Source organism: Micromonospora sp. LOL_021, from assembly GCF_048060215.1.
Lineage (GTDB): Bacteria > Actinomycetota > Actinomycetes > Mycobacteriales > Micromonosporaceae > Micromonospora_E.
Genome location: NZ_JBHMIN010000083.1, coordinates 1 through 17,784 on the forward strand (window position 1 = coordinate 1; position 17,784 = coordinate 17,784).

A 17,784-nucleotide genomic window follows, 5' to 3' on the forward strand; every position below is an offset into this window, starting at 1 on the left:
GGCGTTCTTCCCGGACAACTTCGCCGACATCCCGGTCGCGCAACGGCGCGACTGGATCGCCCTGCTCGCCCGGGAGCGGCAGGCGCTGGCGTTGCTGGCCGCCGGGCGGGTCGAGCCGGGACGGACGTTGCTGGCCGAGGTGTACGACGGGCTGGCCGACCTCGGCGCACGCGGTGCCGTCGACCGGGTGGCGCGGCGGCTGCGCGAACACGGCGGGGAGGTGCCGCGCCGGTGGCGGGGCGGCCGCAAAGGGTACGGCGACCGGCTGTCCCCGCGCGAGCTGGACGTGGTGCGGTTGGTGGTGGCCGGGCACACCAACCGGGAGATCGGCCGGATCCTCGCCAAGTCGTCGGCCACGGTGGATCAGCAGCTGCGGTCGGCGATGCGCAAGCTGCAGGTGTCCAGCCGTACCGCGCTGGCGGTCGCCGCCGTGGAGGCCGGTGTCCTCGCGGCTGACGACTGAAACGGCCCGGCAACCCGGTCGAAACCGGACCGGGCACATCGACCGCGACCGGTCGATTCTTTGACGTATCTGCTGGATAGCTAACGATCCGCCGGCTCAGCAGCATGACTTGCATGCACGAGCCACCAGGGCGGTCGACGGATGACCCCGGACCCGAATCCGACCTCGAATCCGACCGACCCGTACCCGACGGGCCCGAGGCGGGCGCGGACGCGGCACCCGACGGTGGCACCGGTACCTGCGCGACCTGCAGCGCGGAACGCCGTGACCCGTACCAACCCCTGTGAGGGGCACGGCCTGCCCACCCGCGTGGCCGATCCCACGGAAGGAACCTCCCAATGAGACCCATCGCACGAGCGTTGTCGCTGGTGCTGCTGGCCGGTGTGGCGTTGGCCGCACCGAACCCGGCGGCGGCGGCACCCCGGCCCGGCCCCGATCCGGGCGGTGACCCGGCGCGCGGCGTCGCCGACAAGATCCAGCCCGAGTTGGAACGGTCGCTGCAGTCCGACGGCAGCACCGACCTGTGGATCCGGTTCGCCGAGCGGGCCGACCTGACGCAGGCGCGGCAGATCGACGACTGGACGGCGCGCGGCGAGGCGGTCGCCGAGGCGCTGCGGACCACCGCCGCCACCAGCCAGACCAGCGTCCGGCACCTGCTCGACACCGAGGGCGTGACCTACCAGGCGTTCTGGGCCAGCAACGCGATCTACGTACGGGACGGCTCGTCGATGCTGGCCCAGGAGCTGGCGGCCCGGCCCGACGTCGAAGGCCTCTACCAGCCGGTCGAGTACCAGCTGATCGAGCCGACCCCGGACGAGCCGGCCCGCGCCGACGCCGACGGTGACAGCGGAAGCGGAACCCAGGCCGAGGATGTCGAGTGGGGCATCGCGAACATCAACGCCGACGACGTGTGGGAGCAGTTCGGCACCAAGGGCGCGGGGATCACCGTCGCCAACCTGGACACCGGTGTCCAGTTCGACCACCCGGCGCTGGTCGCCCAGTACCGGGGCAACCTGGGCGACGGCACGTTCGACCACAACTACAACTGGTTCGACGCGGACAGCAGGTGCAGCGCGGCCCCGTGTGACCGGGGCTCGCACGGCACCCACACGATGGGCACGATGGTCGGCGACGGCGGCACCGGCAACCGGATCGGCGTCGCGCCCGAGGCGAACTGGATCGCGGCGAACGGCTGCTGCCCGAGCGACGCGGCGCTGGTCGCCTCCGGTCAGTGGCTGCTGGAGCCGACCGACCTGAACGGGCAGAACCCCGACGCCGGCAAACGGCCACACGTGATCAACAACTCGTGGGGCAGCCGGCAGCCGTCGGTGGACCCGTTCATGGAGGACGTGATGCTGGCCTGGGACGCCGCCGGCATCCTCGGCATCTGGTCCAACGGCAACAGCGGTGAGCTGGGCTGCCAGTCGGGTGGCTCGCCGGGCACCCGGACGATCAACTACTCGGTCGGTGCGTACGACGTCGACAACCAGATCGCCTACTTCTCCGGCCGTGGTCCGGGCCAGGACGGCGAGTTCAAGCCGAACATCTCCGCACCCGGGGTCGCGGTGCGCTCGTCCGGACCGGGCGACAGCTACTACAGCGAGAACGGGACCTCGATGGCCGCCCCGCACGTCGCCGGCACGGTGGCGCTGCTGTGGTCGGCCGCGCCGTCGCTGATCGGCGACACCGACGCGACGAAGCGGCTGCTGGACCAGACCGCGATCGACACCGCCGACCCGCAGTGCGGCGGCACCGGCGCGGACAACAACGTGTACGGCGAGGGCCGCCTCGACGCGCTGGCGCTGCTGGAAGCGGCACCGGTCGGTGACACCGGCACCCTGTCCGGAGTCGTCACCGACGCGGACACCGGCGCGCCGGTCGAGGGCGCGACGGTGACCATCGGCGGCGAAACGGTCCGGGAACGGGTCACTTCGGCGGACGGCTCCTATTCGGCCCGGTTGACCGTCGGAACCTACCCGGTGACCGTCACCGCGTTCGGCTACGCCGAGCAGAGCACCGAGGTGACCATCACCCTGGGCGGGACGACCGTCGAGGACGTCGCGCTGACCGCGCTGCCGACGATGACGCTCAGCGGTCTGGTCCGGGACGGCTCCGGGCACGGCTGGCCGCTGTACGCCAAGGTCAGCGTGGCCGGCACCGAGGTCAGCACGTTCACCAACCCGTTCAACGGCCGGTACCGGCTGGTGCTGCCGACCCACGCGGCGTACACCCTGGTGGTGGAGCCGCAGTACGACGGCTACGGCACCGTCGAGCAGCCGGTGCAGGTGCACGGCGGCAACCGGACCATGGACGTGGCCGCACCGGTGCAGCGGTGTGCGTCCGCACCCGGCTACACCTTCTCCGCCGGGATCGGCGTGCTCGGCGACGAAAATGGACAAATCGCCGCCTTCCTCGACGAGGAGGGTATCCCGAGCACCGAGGTTGGCTGGGACACCGACGTGTCCGGCTACGACGCGATCATCGTCAACCGGCCCACCAACCCCGGCGAGGCGACGTTCCTACGGTTCCTGGCCGACACCGACGCGGCCGGCGTGGGGGTGCTGTTCCTGGACACCTGGTCCAACGTGGGCGGCAACGGCATCTACATGCTCAGCCAGTACACCGGCAACCCGGGGGCCCGCAGCAGCGGAATCGTCTACGACACCGAGGGCGACCTGTCGTACCAGGTGATGCAGGAACATCCGGTCGTCGCCGGCTTCCCGCTCGGCGGACGGATCGCCTTCGACGAGACGGACAACTACTCCAAGTACTACGGCTTCTTCGACGCCTACGGCGGCGAGGGTCGGATGGTGGTCGCCAACGCCGTCACCTCCCAGGACGGCAGGGTGGGCGTCGGCATCGGGGTGCAGCAGCGGACGAACAACCGGCACGTGCTGCTGTCGATGCACGCGGCCAGCTACAACACCGGGCCGCAGATCTGGCACGACGACAGCGCCCGGGTCTTCAGCAACGCGGTGGACTGGATCGCCGAGACCGAGTTCGAGTGTGTCAAGGTCGAAGGTGGGCTGGCCGTCGGCTTCGTCCGGGACGCCAATACCGGCGCCGGGCTGGCCGACGCCGAGGTGACGCCGGTGGACGGCTCCGTCGGCACCCGTACCGTCGCCACGCCGCAGGACCCGGACCTGGACGACGGCTTCTACGCCCTGTTCTCCCCCGCCGGCCGGCACCGGATCACCGCCTCGGTGAACCAGTACGCGGAGCTGACCCGGTGGGCCGAGATCACTGAGGACTGGACCACCCGGCACAACTACAAACTGGCCGCCGGGCAGCTGACCGTCACCGGTACGCCGGTCGAGGCGACCGTGCCGCTCGGCGCGGCCACGACCGCCGAGGTCACCGTCACCAACACCGGCGGCGCGCCGGCCGAGGTGGAGCTGAGCGAACGGGCCGGTGACTTCGAGATCCAGCGCGCCGACGGTTCACGAGCCGCGTCGCGCCAGATCGCGGCGGCTGCCGGGGCACCGACCCGCCGAATTCCGCTCGACGCGCCGATCGAGCAGCTCGCCGGGGCCGCGCCGGCGACGGCGTTCGGGCCGGGTGCCGCACCGGCGGCGACTCCGGCGGCTGAGCCTTGGCTCAGCCTGCCAGGGCTGCCCCGGACCGTGATGGACAACAGCGCGGTGACCGTCGACGGCAAGCTGTACTCGTTTGGCGGGTCCAGCGGATTGTCGTCGCTGGCCGAGGGGTACGTCTATGACCCGGCTACCCAAGCCTGGTCCCGGCTCGACGACATGCCGTACGGTGCCCGCAGCCAGGCCGCCGAAGGCGTCATCGGCGACAAGGTCTACCTGGTCAGCGGGTGGGACACGCTGAACACCGACACGCTGATCTTCGACCCGGCGACCGGCGGGTGGAGCAAGGGCGCCGACGTGCCGGCCGCGTCGGCCGCCGCCGGATCGGCGGTGCTCGACGGCCAGCTGTACGTGGTCGGCGGCTGCACCACGACCAGCTGCGCCCCGTACAGCGACCAGGTGTTCCGCTACGACCCCCGGGCCGACGCCTGGGCGACCGTCGCCAACTACCCGATGCCGATCGCCTGGCAGTCCTGCGGCGCGGTCAACGGTCGGATCGTCTGCGCCGGCGGGCTGTCCAACAGCCAGCCGGTGACCGCCAGCTACGCCTACGACCCGGCCACCGACGCGTGGACCGAGCTGGCCGACATGCCGGTGAACCTGTGGGGCTCGGCCTACCAGGCCGCCGACAACCAGCTGCTGATCTCCGGCGGCGGCACCGGCACCCAGGCGATCACCAACGAGGGGTACGCCTACGACCCGGCGACCGACGCGTGGTCGCCCCTGCCGACGGCGAACAGCCCCGGCTTCCGGCCGGGCAGCGCCTGCGGGCTCTACCGGGTCGGCGGGTCGGCGGTCTCCGGATTCCAGCCGACGACCACGGTGGAACTGCTGCCCGGCTTCGACCAGTGCGGGTCGATGACCGACACCGAATGGTTGACGGTGGAACCGGGCACCGCCACGATCGCCCCCGGCGAGAGCCTCACGGTGACGCTGGCCCTGACGGCCGAGGTGGCCCAGCCGGGCACCTACACCACCGGTGTCACCGTCTTCGAGGACACGCCGTACGCGGTGGACACCGTGCCGGTGACGATGACGGTCACCCCGCCGGACACCTGGGGCAAGATCACCGGTACGGTCTCCGCCGTGGGCTGCGACGGCGACCGGACCCCGATCACCGGGGCGACGGTGCAACTGAGCACGTGGACGATGGAGCTGCCGTTGACCACCGACGCCGACGGCGGCTACGCCCACTGGCTCGACCACCGGCACAACCCGGTCACGATGATCGTGGCCAAGGACGGCTACATGCCGCAGACCCGCCAGACCCAGGTCACCGCCGGTGACGTACAGGTCGAGGACTGGGCACTGCGCCAGGTGTGCGGCCGATCGGCGGGTGCGCTGGAGACCAGCTGACCCGTGACCCGGCTCACCGGTAGATGACCCGTCGACGGTGAGCCGCCCCGAGCGTACGCCCCGAGGTGACCCCTCGGGGCGTACGCCATTGTCGGCCGGCTCAGCGGCCGCTCACCGGCCTGCCGCTCGGCGGCGGAACAGTGCGGGCAGCCACGGCGGCACCGCGACGATCGACAGCAGCACCACGATGGACAGCAGCGCCAGCAGCGGCAGCCGCCACGTCCAGGAGACACTTGCCGGCGGCGGCTGACCGGTGGCGGCGACCCACGGCCGTGCGGTCTTCGACCAGGCGAGGAACGCGTCACCGATCGGCATCAGGCCGAACGCGTACCGTCGGGTGGTCGGGGTGTCGACCGGCAGGCCGGCGAAGTCACCGTAGCTGGCCAGCGCGCCGGCCAACGCCGCGTCGCCGTGCACCTGGGCCGCGCCGAGGGTGACCACGGTGGCCGACAAACTCACCCCCAGCGGCAGCGGCCCGGAGTCGACGTCGGCCGGGCCGCTGGTGCCGGCCCGGTACTCCAGCACCGCTGGGCCGAGCCGCAGCGGCGAGGCCACGAACTCGTTCCGGAACGTCAGATACTGCTCGCGGGCGAACGCCGTGTCGATCTCCGGCAGGAACCGGTGGATCAGGCTCTGCGAGGTGCCCCGGGCCACCTCGGACGGTGCCCCGGTCACCGGATCGACCCGGTGTGGCAGCAGGCCGGTGGCCGGGTCGAGACGCTGCCGTACGCCGGCCAGCCAACGCGCCACCGTACCGTCGAAGCGGTCCGGCAGCAGACTGTCGTGCAGCCGCAGCGACGCCACCGCCACCGTGGAGTCCACCGGCCAGGCCTGCCCGTGGTACGCCGGCAGGTACGGCGACCCGGTCGCGTCGGCGGTGGTGTCGAAGGCCGCGCCGAGGTCGGCCGCGGCCCCGACGAACCGGGCCAGCTCGGCCGGGTCCCGACCGTCCGGCGGTTGCAGGCTGAGTACGCCGCCGCGCAGCCAGTTCGTCCAGCCCTGGTAGAACACGCCGTACGCCGGGGTCAGGTCGGCGGAAAACGGTGCCCGGCCGGCCGGTGACTCCAGTCTGGTCAACGCCCACCGGGCCTCGGCCAGCGCCTCGGTCCGTTCGCCGGCCGGAGCGCGCAGCCCGAGGTCGACCCAGGCCAGCCCGTACAGGGCGTGGCTGAAGAAGTAGCCCTCCGGGAAGAGCTGCTGCGCCTGTTCACCGGCCCCGTCGTCCAGCGCCGCCCGCAGGAAGGTCAGCTGCCGCCGTACGCCAGGGGGCTCCGCCTCGGGCCCGACGGTGGCCGGTGCGACCAGACGCACCGCACCGACCACCGCCGCCGACCCGACCAGAACCGCGACCACCACCCGCAGGGCCCGGCCGACGCCCGAGGTGGACGACGGGCCGGACCGACGACGCTGCTCGATCATCGGCCCATCCTGTCAACTGTGCGGGCCCGCCCGGACCGGGCCTCAGCTGAGCGTGCAGGCCGCCGACACTGCGACGTCACCGACGCCGGAGGCGAGGAAACCGAAGCTGGCCGTGCCGCCGGCCGGCAGGTTGCCGTTCCAGCTCACGTTGCGGGCGGTGACCGTCGCGCCGGTCTGGGTGACGATGGCGTTCCACGCCTGGTTGACCTGCTGGCCGCCGCCGAGGGTGAGCGTCGCGGTCCACGCCGACGTCGCAGCCGACCCGGTGTTGCGGACACTCACCTCGCCCTGGAAGCCGCCGTTCCACTGGCTGACCACCTGGTAGGTGGCCGTGCAGTCCCGGCCGGCTGGTGGCGTGGTCGGCGCGACCGTCGGGGTGGGAGTGACCGGCGGCGGGCCGGTCGTGCTGGGCGTCGGCGTCGGCGTCGGCGTCGGCGTCGGAGTGACGGTGAGGAGTCGCGCGATCGCCGGCGCGAACCGGTCGGCCATCTTGCGGAAGCCCGCGTCGTTGGGGTGTACGCCGTCGCCGGTGTCGGTCGCGGCGTCGAATCCGGTCCACTGGTCCACCACAGCGATCGGTGACCGGGCGGTGGTCAGGCCGGCGGCCCAGGTGGCGATCCGGTTGTTCAGCGTCACCGTGTCGGCCGGGCAGGTCGTGCAGCCGTGATGCGGGATGATCTGCGCGACCAGGAGCTTCATGTCCGGGTTGTTCGCCCGCATCTGCCCGACGAGTTTGGTGAACGCGGCCATGATGGTGTCCATCGACTGCCAGCCGCCCCACAGGTCGTTGGTCCCCAGGTGCATCACGACGATGTCCGGGGCCGCCGCGCTCAACCACGGCGGCAGTTGGTTGTTGTCGGCGATGCCGACCGCAGAGAATCCACCGTGGCCCTCGTGGTCGGGGTCGTACGAGAATCCGTAGTTGCAGCTGCCGCCGTCGGAGGCGCTGCCGACGAAGTCGATGTCGGTGTGCCCGGCACGGCGCAGCTGGTCCCAGACGAGGGCCCGCCAGCAGCCGGGGCCGGCGGTGATCGAGTCGCCGAGCGGCATGATCCGGACCGGGTCGGCGGCCGACGCCGCGGGCGCCGTCGTCACCGCCAGGCCCAGGGCCATGGCGAGGGCGGCGAACAGCGAGTACACGAGAACTCTTCGTGGCATGGTCAGCGTTCCTTTCGAGGTCACACTGGACCTGCCGGCCGCCCGAGCGGTGACCGCAGGTGCCGAGGAGAGGACCGTCGATGGGAGCGCACCCCCAGCTTTGTTTAGCTTCCCGACTAAGTCAAGCAACACGTCGCACCGGCTGCCGTGGTCGCGTACGACGGTCGCGAACGTCGCCCGTCTCGCGCTCGGCCAGCATGATCGCGCCGAGGCCGTGCGCCAGCTGATCGAGCAGGGGGGAGCGGGCGTTGCGAGAGGCGGCTCGTGTTTCGACCGGTGACACATCAGGTACCTCACTGCTGGACGGTGAGGTACCTGGCGTGTCACTCGCCGAGGTTCGCGGCGAGGGGCGAGGAGGTCAACGCTCGTAGTGGTACCGGCAGGCGACGATCTCGACGTCCTCCTTGGCGATCCGGTACACGAGTCGGTGTTCGCGATCGATCCGGCGGGACCAGAATCCGGACAGTTCACCACGAAGGGGCTCCGGCTTGCCGATGCCCTCGTAACCGTTACGCATCACGTCGGCGATGAGGTCGTTGACGCGTTTGATCAACTTTCGATCCGTATGGCTGAGGTACTGGGCCCATGCTGTCGCGGTGAGAACCAGTCTCACACAACATCCCGTACGGCGACTGGATCGATGAGCTGCCGCTCCTGCGCGTCGCCGTTTTCCAGCTCTGCGATCGATCGCCGCAGGGCTGCGGCGTTGCTCGGGTTACGGAGCAGGTACTCGGTCTCCTTCATCGACTCGTACTCGGCGAGCGGCACGATGACGACCGGCTCATGACCCGACCGGGTCACCACGACCTCCTCGGCGTCGTTGACGACGCTGTCGAGCTCGGCAGCCAGATTCTGCCTCAGCTGGGTGAAGTTCACCGTCCGCACGATCACCTCCGCACAGGTACAGAAAATTGTACCTGAAGTGGCGGTTCGCTCATGCCCGACGGGCGGGTCGGTCGCCCAGCACGGCGGCGATCATGCGGTGGCCCTGGGCTTCGAACCGCTCGTCGCCCACCCGGTAGGCCCACGCGGCGGTGCCGATCGCCTCCCGGACCTGGGTGCGGCGCCATGCGCCGGCCGTACGCGGGTCGATGCCGTAGCCGTCGAAGAACGCCGTTTCGAGGCCCGGCGTACGGCGGAAGTCGTTGACGGCCAGCCGGGCGAAGTCGGTATAGGCCGGGCGCAGCGCCGCGCGGCCGAAGTCGATCACGCTGACCACGCCGCCGTCGATGAGCCAGTTGCGCGGGTGCCAGTCGCCGTGGGTGGGCACCAGGGTCGCCGACGGCGTCGGCCAACTGGCGATCTCGGCGCGCAACCGCCGTACCGTGTCGTCGTCGATCCGGTGCGGGCCGGCAAGCCAGGACAGCGACTTGTCGTTCTCCCGCCGCTCGTAGTCGTCGTCGGTGACGGCCGTCTGGGCGTGCAGCATCGCCAGCAGTTCGCCGGCCTGCCGGTGGACGTCCGGATCGTCGGCGTACCCGCTGCCGAGCGCCAGCTCACCCGGAAGAAACCGGGTCACCAGCAGCTTCGCCTCGGCGCTGCCGTACGCCAGCGCCGGGGCGCGGCCGATCCTGGTCCACGGGCGCAGCCAGTGCCGGTGGGCGTGCAACTCGCGGGCGAGGTGATGGTCACCGGCGCCGCCGGCCTTGACGATGAACCGCGACCCGGCGCGCGTCACCTCCAGGACGGTGGTAGCCACCAGGCCCCAGCTGTGGTCCCGCTCGACGCGGGCGCCGGGCAGCCAGCGGTCCAGCAACGACCGCTGTTGCCCGCTGAGCGTGCCGACTGCCGGGTCCACCCCCGGAGCCTACGGACACCGGACGATCGGATGCGCTCGACCTGACACCTCCTCGGCGTGTCAGATCGACCAGGCGCTGTGGATCATCCACGGAGCCTTATCTTCGCGGCTTGACCTCGAGCGCGCTCGAAGTGCAATCCTGAGTCGCAACAGGATCACTGGAAGGAGCACGTGACGATGGAGCAGCGGCCGCTCGGCGGCATCGGACCGGTCAGCGTCCTCACCCTCGGCGGGGGTGGGCTGGGCCAGGTGTGGGGCGTCACCGACCGGGACGAGGCGGTGGCGACCGTACGGGAGGCGGTCGACGCCGGTATCGACCTGCTCGACGTCGCCCCCGGCTACGGTGACGGCGAGGCAGAATGGGTGGTCGGCGCGGCGTTCGACGGCAGCCTGCCGGCCGGCGTACGGGTCGTCACCAAATGCGGACTGGGCAACCCGGCCGCCGGTGACGTCGCGGCCCTGCTGGAGAAGTCCCTCGACGACAGCCTGCAGCGGATGCGACTGTCGTTCGTCGACGCGCTACTGCTGCACAATCCGATCGTGGCGCAGGCCGCGCCGGGCACCACCGGGGCGACCTCCGCCGACCTGTTCGCCGAGGCCGTCCGGCCGGCGTTCGAGGACCTGGTCCGGCGTGGCCGGATCGGCGCCTGGGGAATCACCGCCGTCGAGGAGCCGGACGTGATCATCCGGGTGCTCGGCGATCAGCCGACCCCGGCGGTCGCCCAGTGTGTGACGAACCTGCTCGACTCCCCCGGCGATCTGCTGATGCCCGGCAGCGAGGGCTCCCGGCCACGCGACGTCCTGACGGCCGCCGGCCGGCACGGCGTCGGAGTGATGGGCATCCGGGCGGTCGCGGCCGGCGCGTTCACCGACGCCGTCGACCGGGACCTGCCGCCGGAGCATCCGACCATGGTCGACTTCCGGCGGGCCGCGCCGCTGCGCGAGCTGGCCCGCGAGCTGGGCGAATCCGCCGCGTCCCTGGCCCACCGGTACACGCTGTCGATGCCCGGCGTCGACACTGTTGTCCTCGGCGTGAAGAACCGCACCGAGCTGCGCGAATGTCTCGCGGCGGCGTCCGCCGGCGTGCTTCCGGCCGACCTGATGGCGACCATCGACGCCCGCGTCACCGCTCAGACGTCCAGGTAGCGGGGCGGCACCGCGTCGGTGAGCCACACCCCGTTGGCGCTGCGGTAGAACAGGTGACCATCTCGGGCCATCGCCGCCGCGTCGACGGTGAGGATCACGACGCCACCGGCCCGCCGGGCACCGACCCGGCGGGCCGTGTCGGTGTCCGCCGACAGGTGCACGTGGTGACGCCGGGCCCGGTGCAGCCCGGTGGCCCGGATCGAGTCGAGTGCGGCTGCGGTGGTGCCGTGGTAGAGCCGCTCCGGCGGAGGCTGCGCCACCAGCCCCAGGTCGATCGGGACCGAATGCCCCTGGTTCGCCCGGATCTGCTCGGTGCCGTCGGGGTCGCGGCGCAGCGCGAACCGTTGCTTACTGTCCCGCTCGACGACGGTGTCCAGCTGCAGCCGGGTGATCCGCAGCGCGTCGAGCAGGTCCGTCACCCGGACCCAGCCGGCCGGGTCCAGTTCGAGATCGAACCGGTCGGGCGCGTGGCGCAACGCCAGCGACATCCGTTTACTCATTCTGACCAACATCTTGTCGTTCACACCAGCATTGTCGCCGGCCGGCGCACCCGTGACACGGGGTTCCGGTCCGGGGAGGAAGCGACGTGGTACGTGAGTCCCGTCGGAGCCTGCCGGGATCGGTGATCAAGGGGCCGAAGTGTCAGCCGGGTGTGGTTACCTACCGTCATGCCGCATCCGATCATGTTCGACGACGCCGACCCGCTGCTCGCCGAGGTACGCCGGCTCGCGCTGGCCTTCCCCGACGCCGCCGAGAAGATCTCGCACGGGCATCCGGCGTTCTACACCACCAAGGTGTTCGCCTACTACGGCGGCTCAGTGAAGGTCGACGGCGTCTACCAGCAGCATGATTACTCCGTACTGGTGCTGGTGGACCCGGACGAGCGGGCGGCGCTGCTGGCCGAGCCGCGCTGCTACGCCCCGGCGTACCTGGCCAGCTCCGGCTGGGTCGGGGTGGATCTGGCCGATGACACCGACTGGGCGGAGATCGGCGAGCTGCTCGACGCCAGCTACCGGCGCACCGCCGGGCCCCGCCGGATCGCCCGGCTCGACGCACAGCCGACCCGATAAGACACAAGACCCGACAGCACCCGATATCGATCACACAAACTATCCGGAATTCATCCGATCTCCATCATGGACTCCGATCCGTCGTACTGATAGAGGTAGGGGTGGCATTCGACGCACCGCCCCACCATCAGCAGATCGGGGATCCGACAATGCACGAGGTGCACCGCCTGATTCGCACACTGCGTACCGAACGCGGGCTTTCCCAGCAGCAGCTCGGCGCGTTGATCCAGCTCAGCGCGTCGTCGATCGGCAGCTACGAGAACGGCCGCCTGGTCCCGGTACAGCAGAACGCGAAGATCCTCGACGAAGTGCTGGGCAGCGGCGACCGAGTGCAGCGCGCCAGCGCCGAGGCACGCGGGATGTCCTTCGCCGGCTTTCTGCGCCCGTGGGCCGAAATGGAGGAGCTGGCCACCCTGCTGCGGTCGTTTCAGCTCGCGGTCGTCCCAGGCCTGTTGCAGACCCGGGAGTACGCCGAACGACTGCTGCGCGTCGGCCCGGTCGACGACGTGCCGACCCGGCTGGCGAACCGGCTCACCCGCCAGCAGGTGCTCACCCGCGCGGACGACCCGGCCGAGTTCATCGCCGTCATCGACCGCAGCGTGCTGCACCGCCAGGTGGGGACCCCGGAGCAGATGGCCGAGCAGCTGCGCGGTCTCGCCGAGGCGGCGGCGCGCCCCAACGTCTGGGTGCACGTGGTGCCCGGTAGCGCCGACGCCTACCACGGGCTCAACGGATCGTTCGCGTTGGCGACCGTGGACGACCACGTGTTCGGCTACGTCGATTCCCATTTCGGCGGTGACGTGGTGAGCAACCCCGCCGATGTGCAGACATTGGAGCGGTCCTGGGAAGGTGTCCGCAGTTATGCTCTTCCTGTCGAGGAGTCGCACGACATGATCCTGAAAGCGGTGCAGACATGGAGCTGAGCACCACCCCTCGCTGGCGCAAGTCGACCCGCAGCAACCCCGCTGGCGGCGACTGTGTCGAGGTCGCCGACAACGTGCCCGGCCGGGTCCACGTCCGCGACACCAAGGACCGCGACGGCGGCACCCTGACCTTCGCCCCCGCCGCCTGGTCCGCGTTCGTCACCCTGGCCAGGACCACGTCCGTACGCTGACCGGCTCCGCCAGCCAGCGGCGGTAGCGCCGCAGCGACCGGCGTCGCTGGAGCTGCTCCTGCATGAGGGAGACGACCGGGTCTGCCCGGCCGGGGTCGGCGGCTCCTCGCCCGACCTGGCGGAGCCGGCAGTGCACGACGGCCTGGGTGGCCGCCGAGGCCAGGTGCTTGTTCTTCCAGCGCGGGCCCGGGGCCGTGACCGCTGCTTCCTCGCCGCGCAGCCAGCGCCGCGGTAGCTCCGGGTCCACGGCGAGTGCCGTCGCCACTCCGACCACAGCCGCGCCCTGGGTGCGTACCTGCTCGGCGACGGCACGGCGGCGGACGCCGCCGGTGAGCATCACCGGCACCGGTGCCTGCGGGATGATCGTCGCTGCGGCGTCCAGGAAGTACGCCTCCCGGGCGAGGGTGTGCCCGTCCGCCGGGTAGCCGTTGGTGGCCAGGCTCTCCACTGAGCCACCGGAGAGTTCGACCAGGTCGACGCCGATGTCGGCGAGCATCCCGACGACCTGCCTGGCGTCGTCGGGGCCGAAGCCGCCGCGCTGGAAGTCGGCGGTGTTGAGTTTGACCGCCACCGCCGCGCCGTCGGGCAACCGACGCCGGACCTCGGTGACGACGTCGATCAGCAACCGGGCACGGTTGGCGAGGTCCCCGCCCCAGCGGTCGGTCCGCCGGTTGGTCAGCGGGGAGAGGAACTGGCTCAGCAGGTAGCCGTGCGCGGCGTGGATCTGTACCCCGTCGAACCCGGCCTCGACGGCGCGTCGCGCGGTACGGCCGAACCGGTCGACGACCTCGTCGATCTGTTCCGGTGTCATCGCGGTGGGCCGGGCGTAGAAGCGGGACAGCCGACCGATGTCGACCGGGATGTCCGACGGGGACCAGGCCAGGCCGGGCATGTCCGCGTTGACGACCCGGCCGGGGTGGTTGATCTGCATCCAGGCGCGGGCACCGCCGGCAGTCGCCGCCGTCGCCCAGCGCCGAAAGGGCTCCAGCGGGGTGCGGTCCACGAGTACGACGTCGGAGGGGTCGGCGAGGGCGCGCTCGTCGATCATGACGTGACCGGTGATCAGCAGCCCGGCTCCGCCGGCGCCCCAGCGCTGGTAGAGCGTGACGAGTTCGGGCCCAGGGAGCTGGCCGTCGACGGCCAGGAACTCCTCCATCGCCGCCTTGGCGATCCGGTTCGGCAGAACCTGTCCGCTGCGCAGTGCCAGCGGTTCGGCCAGTTGGGACATGGTGTGACTCCTCAGCCGTCATACTTCGAGTCTCGAAGCGTTTCAGACCGTAATAGTTCGAGACTCGAAGCGCAAGTGGTACCGTCGACGGGTGAACCACATGGACCTCGTCGACGCCATCCGCGCCAACCACGAGATCTTCATGACGACCAGTGACCGGCTCGAACCCGCTCTGGCCGCCCACGGGCTGACCAACGCGACCGCCCAGGCGCTGTGGGCGATCGATCCGACCGGACCGGCACCGTCGATGAAGGCGCTCGCCGAGCGCCTGTACTGCAACGCCCCCAACCTCAGCTTCATCGCCAACCAGCTGATCGAGCGCGGACTGGTCGAACGCAGCGTCGACCCCACCGACCGGCGGGGCCGGGTGCTCGCCCTCACCGACAAGGGCCGACAGGTACGCCAGGAGATCATCGCCGCGACCCTCGAAGCGAGCCCGTTCGCCGGCTGCCCACCGCAACTGCTGCACGAACTCGCCACCCTGCTCCGACAGGTCGCCGCCGGGCACAAGTCCGCAGCAGATTGACTTTCAAGTCCTGTGTAGATTATCCGTCGAACGACAGGCCTAGCGTTGGTTGAGGCCGAAAGCTAGCATCTCCGCCATGGCTGTCGACCCAGGAACCTTGCACGGTGATCACCAGGCGATGTTCGCAGCATTGCCGGCGGACGGCACCACGATAAGCAACCCGAACCTCCAGCGGCGACTCGATTGGAACTCCGACCGCTACTTCCGCGCCCGAGATGCACTGGTCGACATGGGCTTGGTCGTACGTGGCCGTGGTCGCGGCGGCGTAGTCAGGCGACTCGTCCCGGAAATGGTGGTCAAGGAGCGTACGGTAGCAGTCGTCGTTGATGCCGGCGCTGATGCCCTCACCACAGCCGCTACTGTCGAGGCGGCCATCAAGAACGAACTCGCCCTCTACGAACCGATGCGACGGGTCATCGAGCAGGACTGGGCCAAAGACCGTCGCCGTGACCCACTTGCTGTCGAGATCACCGCGCTGCAGGGACGGCGAGCTACCGGTGGCGTCTGGTCACGGCCAGACATCGTCAGCGTCGAGGTTCGCACCTTCGCCTACGTACCCGGCAAGTATCTCGAAGTCGCCACCTTCGAGGTCAAGGCCGCCAACGCCATCAATGTCCAAGCCGTATACGAGGCGCTCGCGCACCGACGTGCTGCCACGCACTCCTATGTGCTCCTGCACGTGCCTGCCGATCACGCGGACAGCCTTGAGGACGACGTTGCCGATGTCGCCGAAGCCGCACGCGCTCACGGCATCGGAGTCGTCACCGCAGCAGACCCAGCAGACTACGACACATGGGAGGAACGAGAAGAGGCCCGCCGAATCGAACCAGACCCCGAACGACTCAACAACTTCGTCGCGACCCAGCTCTCCGACAACGCACGCGACCTCATCTCCCGGCGCCTGCGCTGACCAATGTCCAAGCCAGTTGCGTCTACGGAGAGCCCACCGCCGTGGTAGAAGCCTCCGACTATGCCAACGCCGTCTACCGGTTCGTGCAGGCGCACGCCACGGTCGAGCATGGACGCCGGGTCTGCCGGGAGCCCCTCTATCCATGGTTGATGAGGGAATTCGACCTGAGCATTCACGAAGTCAAGGGCATCCGCACCGCTGCGGTGAAGGAGCTTGAACGTCAAGGTCTGGTTCAACGGCCGAATCCCAGGAGTGTTCTGCTAATCCTGACCGATTGAACGTAGCCAGTGTCAGCCGGTGAGGAAGCGGTGGGAGTTGCCGCCGCGCAGGGCGGCCCGCTGGTCGGCGGTGAGGAAGTCCGCCTTGTCGACCACCGCGCCGACCGGCCGTTCCCCCAGCGGGTACGGGTAGTCGCTGCCCAGCAGCACCCGGTCGGCACCCATCGTGTCGACCAGCAGCCGCAGCGCCGCCGGGTCGAACACCACCGAGTCGACGTAGAACCGGTCGACGTAGTGACTCGGCGGGTGCGCCGACCGGCCCCGTACCACGTCGCCCCGGCGGTGCCAGGCGTTGTCGGCGCGGCCCAGCCAGAACGGGAAGCTGCCGCCGCCGTGGGCGAAGCAGATTCGCAGCGTACGGGGCAGCTGATCGAAGCCGCCGCCGAGGATCAGCGCCAGGATCGACAGGTGGGTCTCGGCGGGCATGCCGGACAGCCAGCGGGCCATCCACCGGTCCAGCCGGGGTCCGGCCGGCATGTCCCACGGGTGGACGAAGACGGGTGCGCCGACGTCGGCGCAGTGCCGCAGGAAGGCCACGATGCCGGCGTCGTCGAGGTCGCGGTCACCGACGTGGTTGCCGATCTCCACCCCGGCGTGCCCAGCGGCCAGGCAGCGGTCCAGTTCGGCGCAGGCGGCGTCGGGGTCCTGCAGCGGCACCTGGCAGAACGGCACCAGCCGACCATCACCGGCGGCGGTGACCTCCAGGGTGAGGTCGTTGAAGATCCGGGCCACCTTGACCGCCTGGTCGGCCGGCCGGTCGTAGGCGAAGAAGACCGGCGTCGGCGAGACCACCTGCACGTCGACCCCGTCGACATCCATGTCGGCCAGCCGGGTGGCTGGGTCCCAGGTCTGCGGGCCGACCGGCCGGAACTCCGTCTGGCCCACCATGATCATGGCGGCCCGTTCGGAGTCGACCCGCAGCCACGGCCAGCCGGTCCCGCCGCAGGCGGCGGCGAGATCCGGCCAGCCCCTGGGCACCAGGTGGGTGTGGACGTCGATGGTCTGCCCGGCGTCGGTCACGGTGAGGCTCAGCCCTTGCCCGGGTGCAGGGCACCGCACTTGTCGCAGGTGCGCGCGGACTCGTCGCCGTAGAAGGCGGTGAAGACCGGCGGCAGGTCGGCGACGATGTCGCGAACCTGCAACTCCACCTCGTGCACCAGGTTGCCGCAGTCGGGGCAGTACCACTGGAACTTCTCCAGGGTGCCCTCCTCGCGGACCCGTTCGATGACGACACCGATCGAGCCGGCTTCGGGGCGTTGCGGCGAGTGCGGCACGAAGCCGGGCAGCACCCACATCTGGCCTTCCCGGATGTGTACGGTCTGCGGCCCGTCGTCGGTCATCAGGTTGACGTGCATGTTCCCTTTGACCTGGTAGAAGAACTCCTCGTACGGGTCGACGTGGAAGTCGGTGCGCTGGTTGGGGCCGCCGACGACCTGCACGATGAAATCGTCGCCGGTGGGAAACATCTGCTTGTTGTTCACCGGCGGCTTGAGCAGATGCTCGTTCTCGCTGATCCAGTTGGGGAAGTTGACCGGTTCGGCAATGTCGCTCACGGGTGTCACTCCTTCCGGGTGGGGGCGTCGGCCGGTGCCACGGCGACGGCCTGGATCTCGATGAGCAGGTGCGGGTGCGGCAGCTGATGGACGGCGACGGTGGTGCGGGTCGGTCCGGTGTGGTCGAAGTGTTCGGCCCAGACCTGGTTGTAGCCGCCGAAGTCGTTCATGT

The 17,784-nt window shown here is 70.3% G+C and carries 19 protein-coding genes; 9 read left to right on the forward strand and 10 right to left on the reverse strand.

All coding sequences use genetic code 11. The features are described 5' to 3' along the window. The coding region (locus tag ACFHWT_RS29930; protein ID WP_416598004.1) for a LuxR C-terminal-related transcriptional regulator at window positions 1-463 on the forward strand (463 nt) is incomplete at its 5' end. Window positions 464-801: 338 nt separating this feature from the next. Then, window positions 802-5,412, forward strand: a complete 4,611-nt coding sequence (locus ACFHWT_RS29935) for a S8 family serine peptidase (RefSeq protein WP_416598005.1) — start codon at window positions 802-804, stop codon at window positions 5,410-5,412. A 111-nt stretch (window positions 5,413-5,523) separates the two neighbouring features. On the opposite strand, the gene ACFHWT_RS29940 is transcribed toward ACFHWT_RS29935, so the two are convergent. The 5 genes from ACFHWT_RS29940 to ACFHWT_RS29960 form a co-directional block, all read right to left on the reverse strand. After that, window positions 5,524-6,831, reverse strand: a complete 1,308-nt coding sequence (locus ACFHWT_RS29940) for a hypothetical protein (protein ID WP_416598006.1) — start codon at window positions 6,829-6,831, stop codon at window positions 5,524-5,526. 42 nt (window positions 6,832-6,873) lie between these two features. Next, the gene (locus tag ACFHWT_RS29945; RefSeq protein ID WP_416598007.1) at window positions 6,874-7,989 is read right to left on the reverse strand and encodes a cellulose binding domain-containing protein; all 1,116 of its coding nucleotides are present in this window, start codon (window positions 7,987-7,989) and stop codon (window positions 6,874-6,876) included. A 358-nt stretch (window positions 7,990-8,347) separates the two neighbouring features. Continuing rightward, window positions 8,348-8,602 carry a Txe/YoeB family addiction module toxin gene (locus ACFHWT_RS29950; protein ID WP_416598008.1) on the reverse strand — a complete coding sequence of 85 codons (255 nt, stop codon included), beginning with the start codon at window positions 8,600-8,602 and terminating at the stop codon, window positions 8,348-8,350. Beyond that, on the reverse strand, window positions 8,599-8,874 hold the full coding sequence (locus ACFHWT_RS29955; RefSeq protein ID WP_416598009.1) for a type II toxin-antitoxin system Phd/YefM family antitoxin: 276 nt from the start codon (window positions 8,872-8,874) through the stop codon (window positions 8,599-8,601). The genes ACFHWT_RS29950 and ACFHWT_RS29955 overlap by 4 nt, the downstream gene beginning before the upstream one ends. A gap of 49 nt (window positions 8,875-8,923) precedes the next feature. After that, entirely contained in the window at window positions 8,924-9,787 is an 864-nt protein-coding gene (locus ACFHWT_RS29960) for a phosphotransferase (protein WP_416598010.1), read from the reverse strand. A gap of 177 nt (window positions 9,788-9,964) precedes the next feature. Here ACFHWT_RS29960 and ACFHWT_RS29965 point away from each other — a divergent pair, with 177 nt between their 5' ends. Beyond that, a complete protein-coding gene (locus ACFHWT_RS29965; RefSeq protein WP_416598011.1) occupies window positions 9,965-10,933 on the forward strand; it encodes an aldo/keto reductase in 969 nt (322 codons plus the stop codon). On the opposite strand, the gene ACFHWT_RS29970 is transcribed toward ACFHWT_RS29965, so the two are convergent. After that, the gene (locus tag ACFHWT_RS29970; RefSeq protein WP_416598012.1) at window positions 10,918-11,457 is read right to left on the reverse strand and encodes an RNA 2'-phosphotransferase; all 540 of its coding nucleotides are present in this window, start codon (window positions 11,455-11,457) and stop codon (window positions 10,918-10,920) included. The two genes, ACFHWT_RS29965 and ACFHWT_RS29970, sit on opposite strands and share 16 nt — an antisense overlap. A 144-nt stretch (window positions 11,458-11,601) precedes the next feature. Between ACFHWT_RS29970 and ACFHWT_RS29975 the strand changes: the two genes are divergently transcribed. From ACFHWT_RS29975 to ACFHWT_RS29985, 3 genes are all read left to right on the forward strand, one after another. Continuing rightward, the gene (locus ACFHWT_RS29975) at window positions 11,602-12,003 is read left to right on the forward strand and encodes an MmcQ/YjbR family DNA-binding protein (protein ID WP_416598013.1); all 402 of its coding nucleotides are present in this window, start codon (window positions 11,602-11,604) and stop codon (window positions 12,001-12,003) included. Between the two features lie 158 nt (window positions 12,004-12,161). After that, window positions 12,162-12,926 (forward strand): helix-turn-helix domain-containing protein, encoded by a 765-nt coding sequence (locus tag ACFHWT_RS29980; RefSeq protein WP_416598014.1) that lies wholly within the window; start codon window positions 12,162-12,164, stop codon window positions 12,924-12,926. Continuing rightward, window positions 12,917-13,117, forward strand: coding sequence for a DUF397 domain-containing protein (locus ACFHWT_RS29985; protein ID WP_416598015.1), 201 nt, complete (start codon window positions 12,917-12,919; stop codon window positions 13,115-13,117). Before ACFHWT_RS29980 ends, ACFHWT_RS29985 begins: the two co-directional genes overlap by 10 nt. Here the strand turns inward: ACFHWT_RS29985 and ACFHWT_RS29990 are convergent. Next, entirely contained in the window at window positions 13,086-14,345 is a 1,260-nt protein-coding gene (locus tag ACFHWT_RS29990) for an NADH:flavin oxidoreductase/NADH oxidase family protein (protein WP_416598016.1), read from the reverse strand. The genes ACFHWT_RS29985 and ACFHWT_RS29990 overlap by 32 nt on opposite strands. Before the next feature lie 100 nt (window positions 14,346-14,445). Here ACFHWT_RS29990 and ACFHWT_RS29995 point away from each other — a divergent pair, with 100 nt between their 5' ends. From ACFHWT_RS29995 to ACFHWT_RS30005, 3 genes are all read left to right on the forward strand, one after another. Beyond that, window positions 14,446-14,871, forward strand: a complete 426-nt coding sequence (locus ACFHWT_RS29995; protein WP_416598021.1) for a MarR family winged helix-turn-helix transcriptional regulator — start codon at window positions 14,446-14,448, stop codon at window positions 14,869-14,871. Window positions 14,872-14,947: 76 nt separating this feature from the next. Further along, entirely contained in the window at window positions 14,948-15,781 is an 834-nt protein-coding gene (locus tag ACFHWT_RS30000) for a hypothetical protein (RefSeq protein WP_416598017.1), read from the forward strand. Window positions 15,782-15,822: 41 nt separating this feature from the next. Further along, window positions 15,823-16,059 carry a hypothetical protein gene (locus ACFHWT_RS30005; RefSeq protein WP_416598018.1) on the forward strand — a complete coding sequence of 79 codons (237 nt, stop codon included), beginning with the start codon at window positions 15,823-15,825 and terminating at the stop codon, window positions 16,057-16,059. Between the two features lie 12 nt (window positions 16,060-16,071). Here ACFHWT_RS30005 and ACFHWT_RS30010 read toward each other — a convergent pair whose 3' ends face one another. From ACFHWT_RS30010 to ACFHWT_RS30020, 3 genes are all read right to left on the reverse strand, one after another. Continuing rightward, window positions 16,072-17,118, reverse strand: coding sequence for an amidohydrolase family protein (locus ACFHWT_RS30010; protein ID WP_416598019.1), 1,047 nt, complete (start codon window positions 17,116-17,118; stop codon window positions 16,072-16,074). After that, window positions 17,088-17,612, reverse strand: coding sequence for a 3-hydroxyanthranilate 3,4-dioxygenase (locus ACFHWT_RS30015; RefSeq protein ID WP_416598020.1), 525 nt, complete (start codon window positions 17,610-17,612; stop codon window positions 17,088-17,090). The genes ACFHWT_RS30010 and ACFHWT_RS30015 overlap by 31 nt, the downstream gene beginning before the upstream one ends. Before the next feature lie 5 nt (window positions 17,613-17,617). After that, window positions 17,618-17,784, reverse strand: a 167-nt coding sequence (locus ACFHWT_RS30020) for a RidA family protein (RefSeq protein WP_416598022.1), incomplete at its 5' end; no start/stop codon positions are given.

Coding starts and splice junctions, on each gene's coding strand:
- ACFHWT_RS29935 (WP_416598005.1), top strand. CDS start 802: ATGAGACCCATCGCACGAGCGTTGTCGCTGGTGCTGCTGGCCGGTGTG.
- ACFHWT_RS29940 (WP_416598006.1), bottom strand. CDS start 6,831: ATGATCGAGCAGCGTCGTCGGTCCGGCCCGTCGTCCACCTCGGGCGTC.
- ACFHWT_RS29945 (WP_416598007.1), bottom strand. CDS start 7,989: ATGCCACGAAGAGTTCTCGTGTACTCGCTGTTCGCCGCCCTCGCCATG.
- ACFHWT_RS29965 (WP_416598011.1), top strand. CDS start 9,965: ATGGAGCAGCGGCCGCTCGGCGGCATCGGACCGGTCAGCGTCCTCACC.
- ACFHWT_RS29975 (WP_416598013.1), top strand. CDS start 11,602: ATGCCGCATCCGATCATGTTCGACGACGCCGACCCGCTGCTCGCCGAG.
- ACFHWT_RS29985 (WP_416598015.1), top strand. CDS start 12,917: ATGGAGCTGAGCACCACCCCTCGCTGGCGCAAGTCGACCCGCAGCAAC.
- ACFHWT_RS29990 (WP_416598016.1), bottom strand. CDS start 14,345: ATGTCCCAACTGGCCGAACCGCTGGCACTGCGCAGCGGACAGGTTCTG.
- ACFHWT_RS29995 (WP_416598021.1), top strand. CDS start 14,446: ATGGACCTCGTCGACGCCATCCGCGCCAACCACGAGATCTTCATGACG.
- ACFHWT_RS30000 (WP_416598017.1), top strand. CDS start 14,948: ATGGCTGTCGACCCAGGAACCTTGCACGGTGATCACCAGGCGATGTTC.